At 68.6% G+C, this 14,382-nt stretch carries 14 protein-coding genes; 3 read left to right on the top strand and 11 right to left on the bottom strand.

Annotated features, from left to right (window positions below):
• Position 1 precedes the first annotated feature (1 nt).
• From ACVOK1_RS00655 to pip, 7 genes are all read right to left on the bottom strand, one after another.
• Positions 2-517, bottom strand: coding sequence for a DUF1697 domain-containing protein (locus ACVOK1_RS00655; RefSeq protein WP_481560725.1), 516 nt, complete (start codon positions 515-517; stop codon positions 2-4).
• Positions 514-1,155 (bottom strand): response regulator transcription factor, encoded by a 642-nt coding sequence (locus ACVOK1_RS00650; protein WP_481560724.1) that lies wholly within the window; start codon positions 1,153-1,155, stop codon positions 514-516. Before ACVOK1_RS00650 ends, ACVOK1_RS00655 begins: the two co-directional genes overlap by 4 nt.
• Complete coding sequence (locus tag ACVOK1_RS00645) at positions 1,148-2,206, bottom strand: sensor histidine kinase (RefSeq protein WP_108768983.1); 1,059 nt, start codon at positions 2,204-2,206, stop codon at positions 1,148-1,150. Before ACVOK1_RS00645 ends, ACVOK1_RS00650 begins: the two co-directional genes overlap by 8 nt.
• A gap of 131 nt (positions 2,207-2,337) precedes the next feature.
• On the bottom strand, positions 2,338-3,078 hold the full coding sequence (locus tag ACVOK1_RS00640) for an MgtC/SapB family protein (protein WP_481560723.1): 741 nt from the start codon (positions 3,076-3,078) through the stop codon (positions 2,338-2,340).
• Positions 3,078-5,837 carry a magnesium-translocating P-type ATPase gene (gene mgtA, locus ACVOK1_RS00635; protein WP_481560722.1) on the bottom strand — a complete coding sequence of 920 codons (2,760 nt, stop codon included), beginning with the start codon at positions 5,835-5,837 and terminating at the stop codon, positions 3,078-3,080. Before mgtA ends, ACVOK1_RS00640 begins: the two co-directional genes overlap by 1 nt.
• A 54-nt stretch (positions 5,838-5,891) precedes the next feature.
• Entirely contained in the window at positions 5,892-6,191 is a 300-nt protein-coding gene (locus ACVOK1_RS00630) for a hypothetical protein (protein ID WP_108768980.1), read from the bottom strand.
• A 389-nt stretch (positions 6,192-6,580) separates the two neighbouring features.
• Positions 6,581-7,528: a prolyl aminopeptidase gene (gene pip / locus ACVOK1_RS00625; protein WP_481560721.1), complete on the bottom strand. Its 948-nt coding sequence runs from the start codon at positions 7,526-7,528 to the stop codon at positions 6,581-6,583.
• A gap of 131 nt (positions 7,529-7,659) precedes the next feature.
• Here pip and ACVOK1_RS00620 point away from each other — a divergent pair, with 131 nt between their 5' ends.
• Both ACVOK1_RS00620 and ACVOK1_RS00615 read left to right on the top strand, forming a co-directional pair.
• Positions 7,660-8,331 (top strand): TraX family protein, encoded by a 672-nt coding sequence (locus ACVOK1_RS00620; protein ID WP_481560720.1) that lies wholly within the window; start codon positions 7,660-7,662, stop codon positions 8,329-8,331.
• A 20-nt stretch (positions 8,332-8,351) separates the two neighbouring features.
• The gene (locus tag ACVOK1_RS00615; protein ID WP_481560719.1) at positions 8,352-9,461 is read left to right on the top strand and encodes a DNA glycosylase AlkZ-like family protein; all 1,110 of its coding nucleotides are present in this window, start codon (positions 8,352-8,354) and stop codon (positions 9,459-9,461) included.
• Positions 9,462-9,476: 15 nt separating this feature from the next.
• Here the strand turns inward: ACVOK1_RS00615 and ACVOK1_RS00610 are convergent, their stop codons facing one another.
• The 4 genes from ACVOK1_RS00610 to ACVOK1_RS00595 all read right to left on the bottom strand — a co-directional run bounded on the left by ACVOK1_RS00610 (position 9,477) and on the right by ACVOK1_RS00595 (position 13,364).
• The gene (locus ACVOK1_RS00610; protein WP_481560718.1) at positions 9,477-9,776 is read right to left on the bottom strand and encodes a hypothetical protein; all 300 of its coding nucleotides are present in this window, start codon (positions 9,774-9,776) and stop codon (positions 9,477-9,479) included.
• A 67-nt stretch (positions 9,777-9,843) separates the two neighbouring features.
• Positions 9,844-11,589, bottom strand: a complete 1,746-nt coding sequence (locus tag ACVOK1_RS00605; protein ID WP_481560717.1) for a sensor domain-containing diguanylate cyclase — start codon at positions 11,587-11,589, stop codon at positions 9,844-9,846.
• Between the two features lie 113 nt (positions 11,590-11,702).
• Entirely contained in the window at positions 11,703-12,653 is a 951-nt protein-coding gene (locus ACVOK1_RS00600) for a cation diffusion facilitator family transporter (RefSeq protein WP_481560716.1), read from the bottom strand.
• 69 nt (positions 12,654-12,722) lie between these two features.
• Positions 12,723-13,364: an AprI/Inh family metalloprotease inhibitor gene (locus ACVOK1_RS00595; protein WP_481560715.1), complete on the bottom strand. Its 642-nt coding sequence runs from the start codon at positions 13,362-13,364 to the stop codon at positions 12,723-12,725.
• A gap of 207 nt (positions 13,365-13,571) precedes the next feature.
• On the opposite strand from ACVOK1_RS00595, the gene ACVOK1_RS00590 reads away from it, so the two are divergent.
• Positions 13,572-14,345, top strand: coding sequence for a CHAD domain-containing protein (locus ACVOK1_RS00590; RefSeq protein WP_481560714.1), 774 nt, complete (start codon positions 13,572-13,574; stop codon positions 14,343-14,345).
• Positions 14,346-14,382: the final 37 nt, after the last annotated feature.

The raw sequence follows: 14,382 nt of genomic DNA, 5'->3' as shown, positions 1-14,382 counted from the left end.
CTCAGGCCAGCCTGGCCGCCATCATCGCAAGCTTGGTGACGGTGTTGAGGTTGCGCGCGGTGCCGTGGGCCGCGCAGGGAATGCGCAGCTTCGAATCGGCCATGCCGTCGCCGTAGTGCACGTACAGTGCGCGTGGCCCCAGCGCCAGCTGTTCGCCGTTCAGGCCTGCCACGCCCTGCAGCGGATCGCTGGGCAGCGGGCCATCGACGAACAGCGCCACCACGCGGTTGCCGGCGGCCTGCCCGAACGGATTGCGTGCGGCCACCTCGGCCATCTCCGCGGCGCTGCGCACCAGCACGCCCACCGGTCTGCCGGCGTAGGCGTGCAGTCGCGCCGCCAGGGCATCGCGTACCGTCACCTCGTCCGCGCTGCTGCGGAACACCACGTTGCCGCTGGCGATGTAGGTGCGCACCTCGCCGAAGCCGGCGTCCATGCACATCGCCACCAGTTCGGCCATGGGCAGCTTGCCGGTACCGCCCACGTTCACCGCACGCAGCAGGGCCACGTAGGCGTTCATGGCGCAGCAGCCTGCAGGCGGTCATACATGCGCACCAGGTCGACGAGCGTGCGCGCCTCCATCTTGCGCATCACCTGCGCGCGCCTCACTTTCACCGTGATCTCGCTGACGCCCAGGTCGGCGGCGATCTGCTTGTTGAGCCGGCCGCGTACCACGCCGTCGACCACGTCGCGTTCGCCGGCGCTGAGCGTCTGCCAGCGCGCCTGCAGCTCGCCCAGCGCCTCGCCTTCGCGGCGGCGCTCGCGATCCAGGGCGATGCCCTTGTGGATGGCGTCGAGCAGCTCCTGGTCGCGGAAGGGTTTGGTCAGGAACTCGATGGCGCCGGCCTTGATCGCGTTGACGCCCATGGCGATGTCGCCGTGGCCGGTGATGAACACCACCGGCAGCTGCAGGCCCAGGTCCGCCATGCTGCGGTGGAAGTCCAGGCCGCTCTGGCCGGGCATGCGCACATCCAGCACCAGGCAGGTCGGGACATCGTCGCGCGGGTGGTCGAGGAAGGCCTGGGTGGAGGCGAAGGCGCGCACCTGCAGCCCCATCGAGGCCAGCAGGTCCTCCAGTGCCGCGCGCACGGACGCGTCGTCGTCGACGACGTAGACGATGGGCGCCAGCTCGGCTGGCGGTGTCAGTGGCTTACGCATGGTCATCCTTGCCGGCGGCCGGCAGTTCGAACACGAAACAGGCGCCGCCGCCGGCCGGGCGCTCGGCGCGGATGCGGCCACCGTTGGCCTCGATCATCGAACGGCTCAGACTGAGGCCCAGGCCGAGGCCATGGGCCTTGGTGGTCCAGAACGCATCGAAGACGCGGTCCGGCTGCTCGCTGGGCAGGCCGACGCCACGGTCGCGCACGCTCAGGCTGACCTGGCCGCGGCCATCGCGCGCCGTCGCCAGCGCAACACGCCGCTCGGCAGGCGGCAGCAGGGCCATCGCGTCGACCGCGTTCAACAGCAGGTTGCCGATCACCTGCTGCACCTGCACGGGATCGGCGAAGACCGGCGGCAGGTCCGCATCGAGCAGCAGCGCCACATCCACCTGGTGCTGGTCCAGTTCATTGCGTGACAGGGCCAGCATGTCCTGCACGGCCTGGTTAAGGTCGAAGGCGCGGCGTTCGGGCGCGGCGCCCTGGGTCAGGCCGCGGATCCTGGCAATCACGTCACTGGCGCGGTGCGCATCGGACAGGATGCGGGCGATGGCCTGAAGCGCCTTGTCGACATTGGCGGGCGATTGCGCCAACCAGCGCTGGCTGGCCTCGGCGCTGCTGGCGATGGCGGCCAGTGGCTGGTTCACTTCATGGGCGATCGAAGTGGTCAATTCGCCCACCGTGGAAGCGCGGGCCACCCGCAGCAGGCGCGCCTGGGCTTCCTGCACGGCCGCCTTGGCCGCCTCCATTTTCAGCACCAGCCAGGTGGTGATGCCGATGACCAGCATGCCGATGGTCGAGTTGACCAGGCCGATACGGTAGGTGCCGAAGCGGGTGAGAAAGAAGCTCAGGCCGGTGAGCGCGATGCAGGCGGCCGCCAGGATGAGCAGGCCGCGCGGGGCCATCAACCGTGACGCCGCGAGGATGACTGCCGCGTAGAAGCAGGCGGCGGCCACGGCATAGTCGGTGACGGTGTCGAGCAGGAAGATCGCCGCCATCACCACGATCAGGGCGAGCAGCGCCAGCGGGCGGCGGGGCGATAGCGACGGCATCGGGAACAGCTCCCTGGCGGGTGGTGGGGGGATGATAAGCGGCGGGTCTGGTAGATGCCCACCTTGGTGGGCAATGCCGGCCAGCGGCCGGCACTACCGGGGTGCGAACATGCCGGCAGTACCGGGGTGGATCACTCTTCGAGGCTGGCATTCCAGAACCCCTGCAACACGCCCGGCGTGCCGGCCAGGTTCTCCAGCACCGCATCCAGTTCCGCGGCGTCGACCGAGGTGGCATACAGCACCGCCTCGATCTCCACGTCGCGTTCGCCGAATGGCCGCTGGTCCACCGCACGCACCGGGTACTGCGCCTGCTCGAGCAGCAGCAGCAGCCGGTCCAGTACCTCGGCCTGCTGCTCGCGCTGGCAGACCACGTTGATCGCGTAGGTCGCCTCGCTGAAGCCCTGTGCCAGCGGCTGCCGCTGGATGCGGTTGACCACCGGCCGCAGCAGGGTGTTGGCGGCCAGCACGAACACTGCCGCCATCACCGCTTCCGGCAGCAGCTTGACGCCGGCACAGGCACCGACGGCCGCCGAGCCCCACAGCGTGGCCGCAGTATTCAGGCCCGAGACCTGTGCACCGTCCTTCATGATCGCGCCGGCGCCGAGGAAACCGACGCCGGAGATCACGTAGGCGACCACGTGCAGCGGCGAGGGCGGGCCGCCGTACAGATCGTGGAAGCGCACCGCCAGATTGACGAACACCGCCGCGCCCACCGCCACCAGCGTGTTGGTGCGCAGTCCGGCGGTGCGCTGGCGCAGCTGCCGCTCCAGCCCGATCGCCGCGCCGAGCACGAAGGCAACGGTCAGGCTCAGCAGCGAGCCGAGCGTGGCGCCGGCGTCGAACGGCGGCAGGTTCGCCAGCAGGCCCAGCATCACTGCCACCCGTAGCGGCGGATGTAGAGCCGCTTCATCGCCGTGGTCAGCACCGCATAGCCGAACAGGATCGCCACCAGGAACGGCCAGTAGCCCAGCGGCAGCGCCTGCAGCTTGAAATAGCCGGCCAGCGGGCTCATCGGCAGCAGCACGCCGATCGCCATGATCGCCGCGGTCATCAGCAGCAGGGCCGGCGCGGCGATGCTCTGCAGGAACGGCACCTTGGGCGTGCGGATCATGTGCACGATCAGGGTCTGGGTGAGCAGACCGACCACGAACCAGCCGGACTGGAACAGGCTCTGGTCGGCCACCGTGCGCGCGTCGAACACATGCCACATCAGCGCGAAGCAGCAGAGGTCGAAGATCGAGCTGATCGGCCCGAAGAACACCATGAAGCGCCCGATGTCGGCCGGGTTCCACTTCAACGGCTGCCGCACCAGTTCCTCGTCCACGTTGTCGAACGGGATGGCGATCTGCGAGATGTCATACAGCAGGTTCTGCACCAGCAGCTGCAGCGGCAGCATCGGCAGGAACGGCAGGAACGCCGAAGCAACCAGCACCGAGAACACGTTGCCGAAGTTGGAACTGGCGGTCATACGGATGTACTTGAGCATGTTGCAGAACGTGCGCCGGCCCTGGATGACGCCGTCCTCCAGCACCATCAGGCTCTTTTCCAGCAGGATGATGTCGGCCGCTTCCTTGGCGATGTCCACCGCGCTGTCCACGCTGATGCCGATGTCGGCCGCGCGAAGGGCGGGGGCATCGTTGATGCCATCGCCGAGGAAGCCGACCACCTTGCCCTGCGCGCGCAGGCAGCGCACCAGCCGCTCCTTGTGCAGCGGCGTCAGGCGGGCGAACACCCGGTGCTGCTGCAGGGCATGCGCAAGCGCCGCATCGTCCATGCGTTCGATCTGCGGCCCGGTCACGATGGCATCGACCTCCAGACCGACCTGGGCGCAGACGCGGGCGGTGACCAGTTCGTTGTCGCCGGTGAAGACCTTGACCTCCACCCCATGCGCAGCCAGCGCCTGCAGGGCCTGTGCGGTCGATTCCTTGGGCGGGTCGAGGAAGGCCACGTAGCCGACCAGGGTCAGGCCGCACTCATCGGCCTGCGAATACACCGACTGGCTGGCCGCGGTCTCCTTCATCGCCACGGCCACCACGCGCAGGCCCTGTTCGTTCAGTTCCTCGGTGGTCTGCCGTACCCGTGCCAGCCGTGCCGCATCCAGCGGCTGGTCGATGTCGCCCTCGCGCACGGTGCTGCACACCGCCAGCATCTCCTCCACCGCGCCCTTGCAGATCAGCTCGTGGTGGTCCTCGCGCTCGGCCACCACCACCGACATGCGGCGGCGCTGGAAGTCGAACGGAATCTCGTCGACCTTGCGGTAGTCCTGCGACAGGCGCAGCGAGCTCTGCAGCTCCACGTGCTCGAGCACGGCACGGTCGAGCAGGTTGATCAGCCCGGTCTGGAAGTGGCTGTTGAGGTAGGCGAACTTGAGCACGTCCTCCGAATCCCGGCCGAACACATCGGTGTGGCGCTCCAGCGCGATGCGGTCCTGGGTAAGGGTGCCGGTCTTGTCGGTGCACAGCACCTCCATCGCACCGAAGTTCTGGATCGCGTCCAGGCGCTTGACGATCACCCGCTGCCGCGACAGCAGCACCGCGCCCTTGGCCAGGGTTGAGGTGACGATCATCGGCAGCATTTCCGGGGTCAGCCCGACCGCCACCGACAGCGCGAACAGGAAGGCTTCGGTCCAGTCGCCCTTGGTCCAGCCGTTGATGAGCAGCACGAACGGCACCATCACCAGGGCGAAGCGGATCAGCAGCCAGCTGACACTGTTCACCCCGGCCTGGAACGCGGTCGGCGCACGCTCGGTGGCGGTGCTGCGCTGGGCCAGCGTGCCGAAGTAGGTACGGTTGCCGGTGGCCAGCACCACCGCCGTGGCCGTGCCCAACACCACATTCGTGCCCATGAACAGCAGGTTGGCCTGTTCCATCAGGCCGGCCTCGGCGCCGCCCGGGCTGGCGAATTTCTCCACCGGCAATGACTCGCCGGTCATCGCCGCCTGGGCGACGAACAGGTCCTTGGCGCTCAGCACGCGGCAGTCGGCCGGAATCATGTCGCCGGCCGAGAGCACGATGTGGTCGCCCGGCACCAGCGCACGGATCGGCAGGTCGAGCAGGCGCGATGGACGCCTGCTGTGCAGGTGCGCGCCGAAGTACTGGTCGGCCAGCTCCGCTGCCTCGGTACCCGCGCTGCGGCGCAGGACCCGGGAGGTGTTGCCGACCAGCGCCTTCAGCCGTTCGGCGGCGCGGTTGGAGCGACCCTCCTGGACGAAGCGGATGAGGGTGGAGAGCACCACCATCGCAGCGATCACCACCGTGGCCTTGGCGTCCTCGGTCAACCAGGACACGGCCGCCAGCACGCTGAGCAGCAGGTTGAACGGATTGCGGTAGCACTGCCACAGATGGCGCCACCACGGCAGCGGCTTTTCGTGATCGACTTCATTGGGCCCGAGACGGGCCAGGCGATCAGCGGCCTCCTGCGGGCTGAGGCCATCACTGTGCGAATCCAGCGCGGCCAGCAGGCGGGCATCGTCGAGTCGGGCCAGGGTCAGCAGGCCATCGGTGAGTGCGGAAGGCGCGGCCCCGGCGGCACCGCGGCCAAATCCGGCCTCGGGCAAGGCGCGGCGGCGGAACAGGCTGCCCGCGCGGCGGCTGCGCAGGAAGGCGTTGAACCAGGCGTTGAGCAGGCTCATGGGGTCATCCTCGGAAGTGCCGACCCGGGCTGCCGGGTCGCGGAGTGGCGTGAATCAGGCGCGGCGCAGGGCCAGCACGGACGGCGACCACGGCTGCAAGTGCAGGCGCTGGCTGCCGCCGATGCACAGCGGCTTCATGGCATCGCGCAGAGGGTGGGGCAGGTGGCGCAGCACGGTGATGCGCTCGCTGATCGGCAGCAGCGACAGCGCGTCGGCGACGACCCGCGGCGAGCCGAGCGCCAGCGCATGGGCGAACAGCACCGGGCCGTGCTGCAGCAGGCGGCTGCGCAGGCCGGCGACATCGCGCTCACCGATCAGGCGGCGCAGGCTGATGTAGAGGATCTTGTAGGACATGGGGAAACTCCGGGCAGGCGACGCCCGGGGCCCCCATCACGCGTGCGGACAGGGACCAGCGATGGGCGCCAGCAGGGAACAGGCGGCGGTACTCGGGGGCGCGGTGCGCCCGGCAGGGTCGGGGTCCATCAGCGTCTCCATCGGTGGGGCCTGTGTGGGCCGGTGGCGCTATTGTCCGCGCGCGGCCGCGCCGGGCCTAGATGCCCGTGGGTAAGCGCGGATATACGTTGGTATAGGGGCGCGCACGATGCGTGGCGAACGGCATCCACGCATGGCGTGGATCTACAAACCATCCGCGAACGCTTCGGTCGCCTGTCCTGTAGAGCCGAGCCATGCTCGGCTGCCTTTCGCGCGATGCGTGGCGAACGGCATCCACGCGTGCCGTGGATCTACAAACCGTCCACGAACGCGTCGGTCGCGCGGATCAGCGCGTCGGTGGTGGCCGGCTCGGTCGCGCTGTGCCCGGACAGCACCATCTCCAGCCGGGCTTCCGGCCAGGCGCAGGACAGGTCCCAGGCGCTGCGGGCCGGGCAGATGATGTCGTAGCGTCCCTGCACGATCACCGCGGGCAGATGGCGGATGCGGTCGACGTCCCGCAGCAGCTGGCCGTGCTCGAGAAATGCGTTGTGGCGGAAGTAGTGCGCCTCGATGCGGGCCTTGGCCAGCGTATCCAGCGGATCGGCATCGGAGACCGCATCGACATCGTGCACCAGCGTGGCGGCGTGGTCTTCCCACCCCAGCCAGGCGAGGCCCGCGGCAATGCGCGTGGCAGGGTCTGCGCTGTCCAGCCGTTTCCAGTACGCAGCAATCAGGTCGCCACGCTCGTCCTCCGGAATATGCGCCTCGTAGCGCGCCCAGCGTTCCGGGAAGATCCAGCGGGCGCCGCCGTCCGCCTCGGCGAACCAGGCGTTCTCCTCGGCGCGGCCCAGATACACACCGCGCACGATCACGCCGGTCGCGCGCTCGGGGTGGGCCTGTGCGTAGGCCAGCGCCAGCGTGGAGCCCCAGGAGCCGCCGAACACCAGCCAGCGTTCAATGCCGAGGTGCTCACGCACCCGCTCGATGTCCTCGACCAGGTGCGCGGTGGTGTTGTCACGCAGTTCGCCGAACGGCGTGGAACGGCCGCAGCCGCGCTGGTCGATCAGTACGATGCGGTAGCGCGCCGGGTCGAAGAAGCGGCGATGTGTGGGCGAGACGCCGGCCCCGGGGCCACCATGCAGGAACACGGCGGGGATGCCCTCCGGGTTGCCGCATTCCTCGATATGCAGCGTATGCAGCGCATCCACGGCAAGGCGGTGCTCGCGGTAAGGCGTGATCGGCGGAAAGAGCGTACGCATGGCGGTGTCTCACGAGCAGGAACGACAAGCATAGCGGTGCCGGTCGGACGGCGTCGCATCGCGCGTGGTTCCAGTATCCTCGGCGTACAGGAACGGCCGCGCGCGCAGGCCACCATCACTCCAGGAACGGCATGGACCAGCAGGATGCAGCGAAGCAGGCCGCAGTGCCGTATACGCTCAGCAGTGGCGGACGCGAGCTGCTGAAGTGGATCGCGCTGCTGCTGATGACCGGCGACCACGTCGCCAAGGTTGTGTTCGGTGGCTATGTGCCGGTTGTCAGCGAACTGGGGCGCGTCGCGTTTCCGCTGTTCGCCCTGGTGATGGCCTGCAACCTGGCCCAGCCCGGCGCTGACCTCGGCAAATCGATCCGGCGCCTGCTGCTCTGGGGCGCGATCGCCCAGCCGCTGCATCTGCTGGCCTTCGGGCAGCCGCTTCCATTGAACATCCTGCTGACCTTCGCCGTTGCGGCGCTGGCCGTGTTCGCGCTGGCGCAGGGCCGGGCCTGGCTGATACTGCTGGCGGGCGGCGTGCTGCCGATGCTGGTCGACTACCAGTGGGCGGGCGTGGCGCTGGTGGTGCTGGGCTGGATCGCGTTCCGCAACCGGCTGTGGTGGCTGCCGCTGCCGGCCTTGGCCGCGCTGTGCTGGACCAATGGCAACGGCTGGGCGCTGCTGGCGGTGCCGCTACTGTGGGCATTGGCCCGGGTGCCGTGGCGGGTGCCGCGCTGGCGCTGGTCGTTCTACCTCTACTACGTGGGCCACCTGGCGGTGCTGGCGGGCTATGCGATGGTGGCCGGCCGCTGAGCGATGGCCGACAATAGAGCATGCCCGCCACGCCGACCCTCGATGATCTGCGCCGTTACGCCGTAGCGCGCACGCTGTTCAGGCCAACGACCCTGCTGGCGGCCATCCGTCGCCTCGGGTTCGTCCAGGCCGATCCCATCCGGGCTCCCGCCCGCGCCCAGGATCTGACCCTGCGCCACCGGGTCAAGGGCTATCGGGCCGGTGATCTGGAACGACGCTACGCGCGCCTGCCGGTGGAAGAGGACTGCCTGGTCAACTATGGCTTTCTGCCGCGCGAACTGCTGGCGCTGATGCATCCGCGGGTCTCATCGAGGGTGTGGGATGCGGCGACCCGCCGCAAGGCGGCCGAGGTGCTCGAATTCGTGCAGGCGCGTGGCAGCGTGCATCCCCGCGAGGTGGACCAGGCCTTCGCGCATGGCCGGGTGACCAACTACTGGGGCGGCACCAGCAACGCCAGCACCCATCTGCTCGATGGCATGCACTACCGCGGCATGCTGCGCGTGCAGCGGCGCGACAGCGGAACACGCATCTACAGCGTGGCCGACCACCCGCAGGCAGACACCGGCGCGGCCGCGCAGGCGCAGCGTGCCGCCGCGCTGGTCGACCTGGTGGTGCGCAAGTACGCGCCCCTGCCGGCCGCCAGCCTGACCTACCTGGTGCGCCTGCTTGGCTATGGCGCGCCGCACCTGGCGGCACCGCTGCAGCAGGCGCTGCGCGACGCCCGGCAGACGCTGGCCAGCGCCGTTGTCGACGGGACGACCTGGTACTGGCCGGCGGGAGAGAATCCGCGCTCGCGGCGCTTCGCCGTGGGCGAGCAGGTTCGCCTGCTGGCCCCATTCGATCCGGTGGCATGGGATCGTCGCCGCTTCGAACTGCTCTGGGGCTGGACCTACAAGTTCGAGGCCTACACACCTGCAGCGAAGCGGCGGTTCGGCTATTACGCACTGCCGCTGCTGTGGCGCGACCAGATCATCGGCTGGGCCAACATCACGACGACCGAGGGCCGACTGCAACCGGCGTTGGGTTACGTCACTGGCAAGGCGCCGCGCGAAGCGGCGTTCCGCGCGGCGCTGGACGACGAACTGCAGCGCATGGACGACTTCCTGCACGGGCCAGGCAGCGGCGCCTGAGCGTCGACCCCACGGTCATCCACGTCCTCGACCTGGCAGCGGCGCCACGCCGGTGGCGGCGACGGCCGGCGAGGTGACGGCCATTACGTGATCGCACTCCTCCAGCCGTGCATTGGCCACGGCCTGGGTCGCGCCGCAATGGGTGCAGTCGAGGATGGTGCCGCCATCCAGTCGCGCGATCTGTGCACCTTCGGTCCGGGTGACCTCACCGCAGGCTTCGCAGCGCAGTGCCATCGAACGGATCTGCACGATGGCGCCTGCCGGGTTCCTGTCTGCATCGAGAGCCAATACGAAAAAACGGCCGGTATTGGGCATGGAACTGTCTCCGTAGAACCTGCTGGCAGGGTGCCCAGAGCGCTGGCTGCAGGGCGTGATGGAAGGCTCAATCGGATGTGGACGCGGACGTCCCCGGCATCACGGCGTCTTCCTCGCGCTGGACACGGCGGACCCGTTCGCGGGTGCTGTAGAGGCCGTTGTCGGCGCGATGGATGGTGTCGGCGACCAGCTCGCCACGGGCATGCGTGGCCGCGCCCATGGAGAACGCGATCGGGGCGAGACCGGCGTTCTGCTCGTACCAGTCCAGCAGCGCCTGCAGGCGCTCGCGGGCCGGCTGGATCAGCACCACCATGAATTCATCGCCGCCCAGCCGGACTTCGCTTTCCCCGGCACCCAGCGGCGAGCGCAGGAAGGCAGCGAACTCGACGAGGATGGCATCGCCGCGACGGTGGCCCTGGGTGTCATTGACCTGCTTAAAGTGGTCCAGGTCGAACACCACGCAGGCCCAGGACTCGGTCTCCAGCTGCTCCAAGCGGTGCAGGTAGCGGCGGTTGTGGCACAGGGTCAGCGGGTCGCGCTGGGACAGTTCGCGCAGACGCTCTTCCTGCTGCCGCAAGGCGGTGACGTCCTGCGCGTGGCCGAGCACGAAGGGTGGGTGTGCCTCGCTGTCGAGGACGTTGTTGTAGGCCCAGTAGCGGCGGCTGCCATCGGCCGCGATCAGCTCGATGACGCCGGCATCGGTGTGGTTGCTCTCGATCCGCGCCAAGTAGGCCTTGAAGGCATCGCGCTTGTCCGCGGGCATCAGGTCGCACAGGCTGCGGCCGACCATCTGGCTCTCGGGGAAGCCCAGGGACTGCACCGCCGCCGGATTCACCGAAGTGACGGTGCCGTCGAGGGTGTGCGTGCAGATCAGGCCGAGGCTGTAGTGGAACAGGCGGCGGTAGCGAACCTCGCTGGCCTCCAGCGCGTCCAGCACCGCGCGTTCCTCGGTGATGTCCTGGATGGCCCCGACCAGGCGTGGTCGGCCTTCGACCTGCTGGCGGCTGCCGACCACGCGCGTCCAGATCGCGCGGCCATCGCCGGTGGTCATCGGCAGCTGCACCTCCCATGGCGTGCCGGCATCGATGCAGCGCTGTACCGAGGCCTGGATGATCGCGCGGCTGTCCTCGCGATAGAACGAGAGGGCGCTGTCCAGGGTCGGCTGGTAGCTGGAGCGCACGCCATGGATCTGCTTGGTCTCGCGGGTCCAGCGCACCTCGTTGCTGGTCAGGTCCAGTTCCCAGCCACCAACCCTGGCGGCGGTGTTGGTGCGTTCGAGGAAATCCTCGCTGCGCTTGAGGTCGCTGTGCAGGTGCTGCGCCTGGTCGACTTTCTGCAGCAGCGTGGCGCGCTGTTCCAGTACCTGGGTAGCGACCCGGCCCAGGTGCACCATCAGTTCACGCTGCGAGGGCGAAAGCACGCCGGGCATGGTGTCGAGCAGGCACAGGGTGCCGATGCGCGCGCCATGCGCGGTGCCGAGCGGGATGCCGGCGTAGTGGCGGATGCGCGGCCCGCCGGTGACCAGCGGGTTGCTGGCGAACAGCGGATCCTGGCGCGCGTCGGGGATCTCCATCAGTGCATCGCGCTCGATGGCGTGCGTGCAGAAGGAGATATCGCGCGGCGTTTGGCTTGTGTCCGGCAGGCCGATGTTGGCCTTGAACCATTGCCGGTGCTCGGCCACGATGGAAATCAGTCCCATCGGCATCCCGGTGGCGGCCTGGGCTGCGGCCACGATCGCATCGAAGACGGGTTCGGACGGAGTGTCGAGCACTCCCAGGCGGTCGATCTCGCAAAGTCGGAAAGCTTCATCCATAACTGGCGCGCTGGCTTCTGCAGGGAAGGGCGGGGCAGGCCCCACGCTAGTGGGGTAATTGTTAGCATTCCGCGTTCCCGGGTGATGCCCGCGTGAGGTAGGCCGACGGCGTCTCAGGTGTGTTTCTTCAGGGCAGCCTGCCGTGCAGCGAACACTTCCGGGGTCTGCGGCTTGACGAACAGTGCCACCAGTTCGGGAAATTCGTCCTTGACCGCCGTCTCGATACGGGTGATGCAGGCTTCGATCTGTGGTGTCCGGCGGTCGTCCTCGAACTCGGCACTGAGCATGGCCACCACCTGCTCCGGGCCCATCTGCATGGTGGTCACGCCATTGGCACGCAGCAGGTCGGGATCGGTCACCGCCACCGCCATGATCCGCTGTGCCACCGCCGGATGCGCCGGTTCACCCACCAGCAGGCCCTTGGTTTCGCGCGCCAGCAGGAAGGCGGTCACCGCGAGCACGGCGGCGATGCACAGGGAGGCCACCCCGTCGAGCACGGGCATGCCCAGCAGCTGCGCAGCGAGCAGGCCGGCGAGAGCGAAGCCCAGGCCCAGCATTGCCGCGCTGTCTTCCAGCAGCACGGTGAAGGTGGACGGGTCCTTGCTGCGCCGGAAGGCCTCGAAGTAGCCCATCGAGCCCTTGCTGCGGCGGAATTCGCGCAGGGCGATGTACCACGAGCTGCCTTCGAACAGCAGCGATACGCCCAGCACCGTGTAACTAAGGGCGTGGTTCGTGGCCGGTTGCGGATGGCGGATGTGCTGGATGCCTTCGTAGGCCGATACACCGGCGCCGGCGGCAAACACCAGCAGGGCGACGATGAAGCTCCAGAAATACAGCTCACGCCCATAGCCGAAGGGGTGCAGCGTGTCGGGCGACTTTTCGGCACGGTGCAGGCCGTACAGCAGCAGGACCTCGTTGAGCGTATCGACCAGCGAATGCACGCCCTCGCTCAGCATGGCCGAACTGCCGGAGATGCCGGCGGCGACGAACTTGGCGATGGCGATGGCAAGGTTGCCGAACAGCGCGGCGTAGACGACCAGGCGTGAGCCTGTGGGAGCGGCCATGTCAGGGTGCAGGAGGAACGGACACCCCATGGTGCGATGGGGGGTGTCCGTGCCGCGTATACGGTGCGCTCAGCGCTGCCGCGGGTTGAGGTAGATGCGGGTACCGTCCGACTCGCGGCGGCCCGACCAGCGTCCGTTACCGCTCGGGCGGAAGCGGCCGATGACCTGGTTGTTGGTGTCCGTCAGCAGCAGCTGGTTGCCGGACAGCACCCAGCGGTTGACCGAGAAGAAGCCATCGGGGCAGCCGGCCGGCACCCACGCGCCGTAGCCGCCGAACCACTGGCTGTCTTTCAGGGTGATGGTGCAGCTGCTGCCGTTTTCCTGGCCCAGCGTCCAGTCGCCGAACAGATCGTTGTCGTTGATCGGCGGGCCACCGCGGTGGCGGTCATGGCCCCAGTCGTCACCGCGGTAGTCGGGGCGGTCGATATCCATTTCGACGTCGGAACCGTGGCTGCGTGACTCCGAATGCGAACTGCCAGTGGTCGTGGTCTCGGTGGTCATCGAGCCCATGTTGCCGAAACCGGAATCGTCCTGCGTCTGGTCGCTGCCGGTGTCCGACTGGGTGGTGACGGTGGTCTGCGAGCTGCTGGACGACTGCGTGGTGGTGGTGTCCTGGCCGAAGCCGATCGACGCGTCCTGGGCCACGGCAGCAGCAGGGAAGGCAAGGCTGCACAACGCCAGCAGCCCGTAGTGCGGGAAGCGCTTGGCCATCATGGAATCCTCGTTGGGGAACGCTGAAACCGCTGATCTGCGTGGGGGGCGGCAGCCTCCCGCGCTGGCGGAGCATAGCTCCGGCCGCGCGGGGCGGCGTGAGTGCGGCGTATAGATGCAGCCCCCCGCGAGTGGTCCGTGCAATGTGAACGGGGCAGCCCGGGGCTGGGGATACACTGCGCCCTTACCCCCGCGGGGCAGTCCCCGATGTCCGCAGCAGACCTTGGCGAGTCGGTTCAACAACGGGCGATGCAGGAATGCCGCTCGATCATCGCGGCATTGTCGGCGTCGGACGATCCGCATGCCGCCATCCATGCCGCGCGCAAGGCGATACGCCGGCTGCGGGCGTTGCTGGCCCTGTTGCAGGATTCGGCACTGGAACTGGATGACGCGGACCGCCGTCTGCAGCGTCTGGGCGACAGTCTGTCCGACCTGCGCGATGCCCACGTGGTGGTGCAGGCCGCGGTCTACCTGCAGGACGCGCACGCGGCCGACGCGTGGCCGGGCATCATCGCCCGTCTGGTCCAGCGTCGTGACCGTCTGCTGCAGGAGGCCCTGCAGCGCGACCTCGCATTCGAACGGCGGGTGCGCCGCGTAGTGATTGTGCAGGAACAGCTTGCAAAGCAGCCTTGGGGGAAGCTGCGGCGTTCGACGCTGCGAAGCAACCTCGAGCGCAGCCAGCGGCGGGCGGAAAAGGCTGCCCTGCGTGCAAGCGATGATGGCGGCGCCGAGGCCATCCACCGCTGGCGACTCAAGGTCCGCCGCCTGCGCTTGCAGCTGGACGTGGCACACGCGCTGAACCTGCACGCCGGCAAAAGGAAGGCGGCCGGCGGCGATGCGAAGGCCCTGCACCGGCTCAGTGATGTACTTGGCCAGCAGCAGGATCTGCAGCTGCTGCGCAACGTGGTGCGGGCGATGCCGGCCGCTCAAGGCAAGGCAAGGGCCCTTGAGCAGCTACGCAACGCGCAGCACGCAGGGTAACCGAGGGATCGACGCCGCCGTGGTCGCGCCAGGCTGT

Source organism: Stenotrophomonas sp. STEN087, from assembly GCF_056759115.1.
Note: the sequence above shows the minus strand (reverse complement) of the source record. Positions and strands in the feature narration are given on the sequence as shown.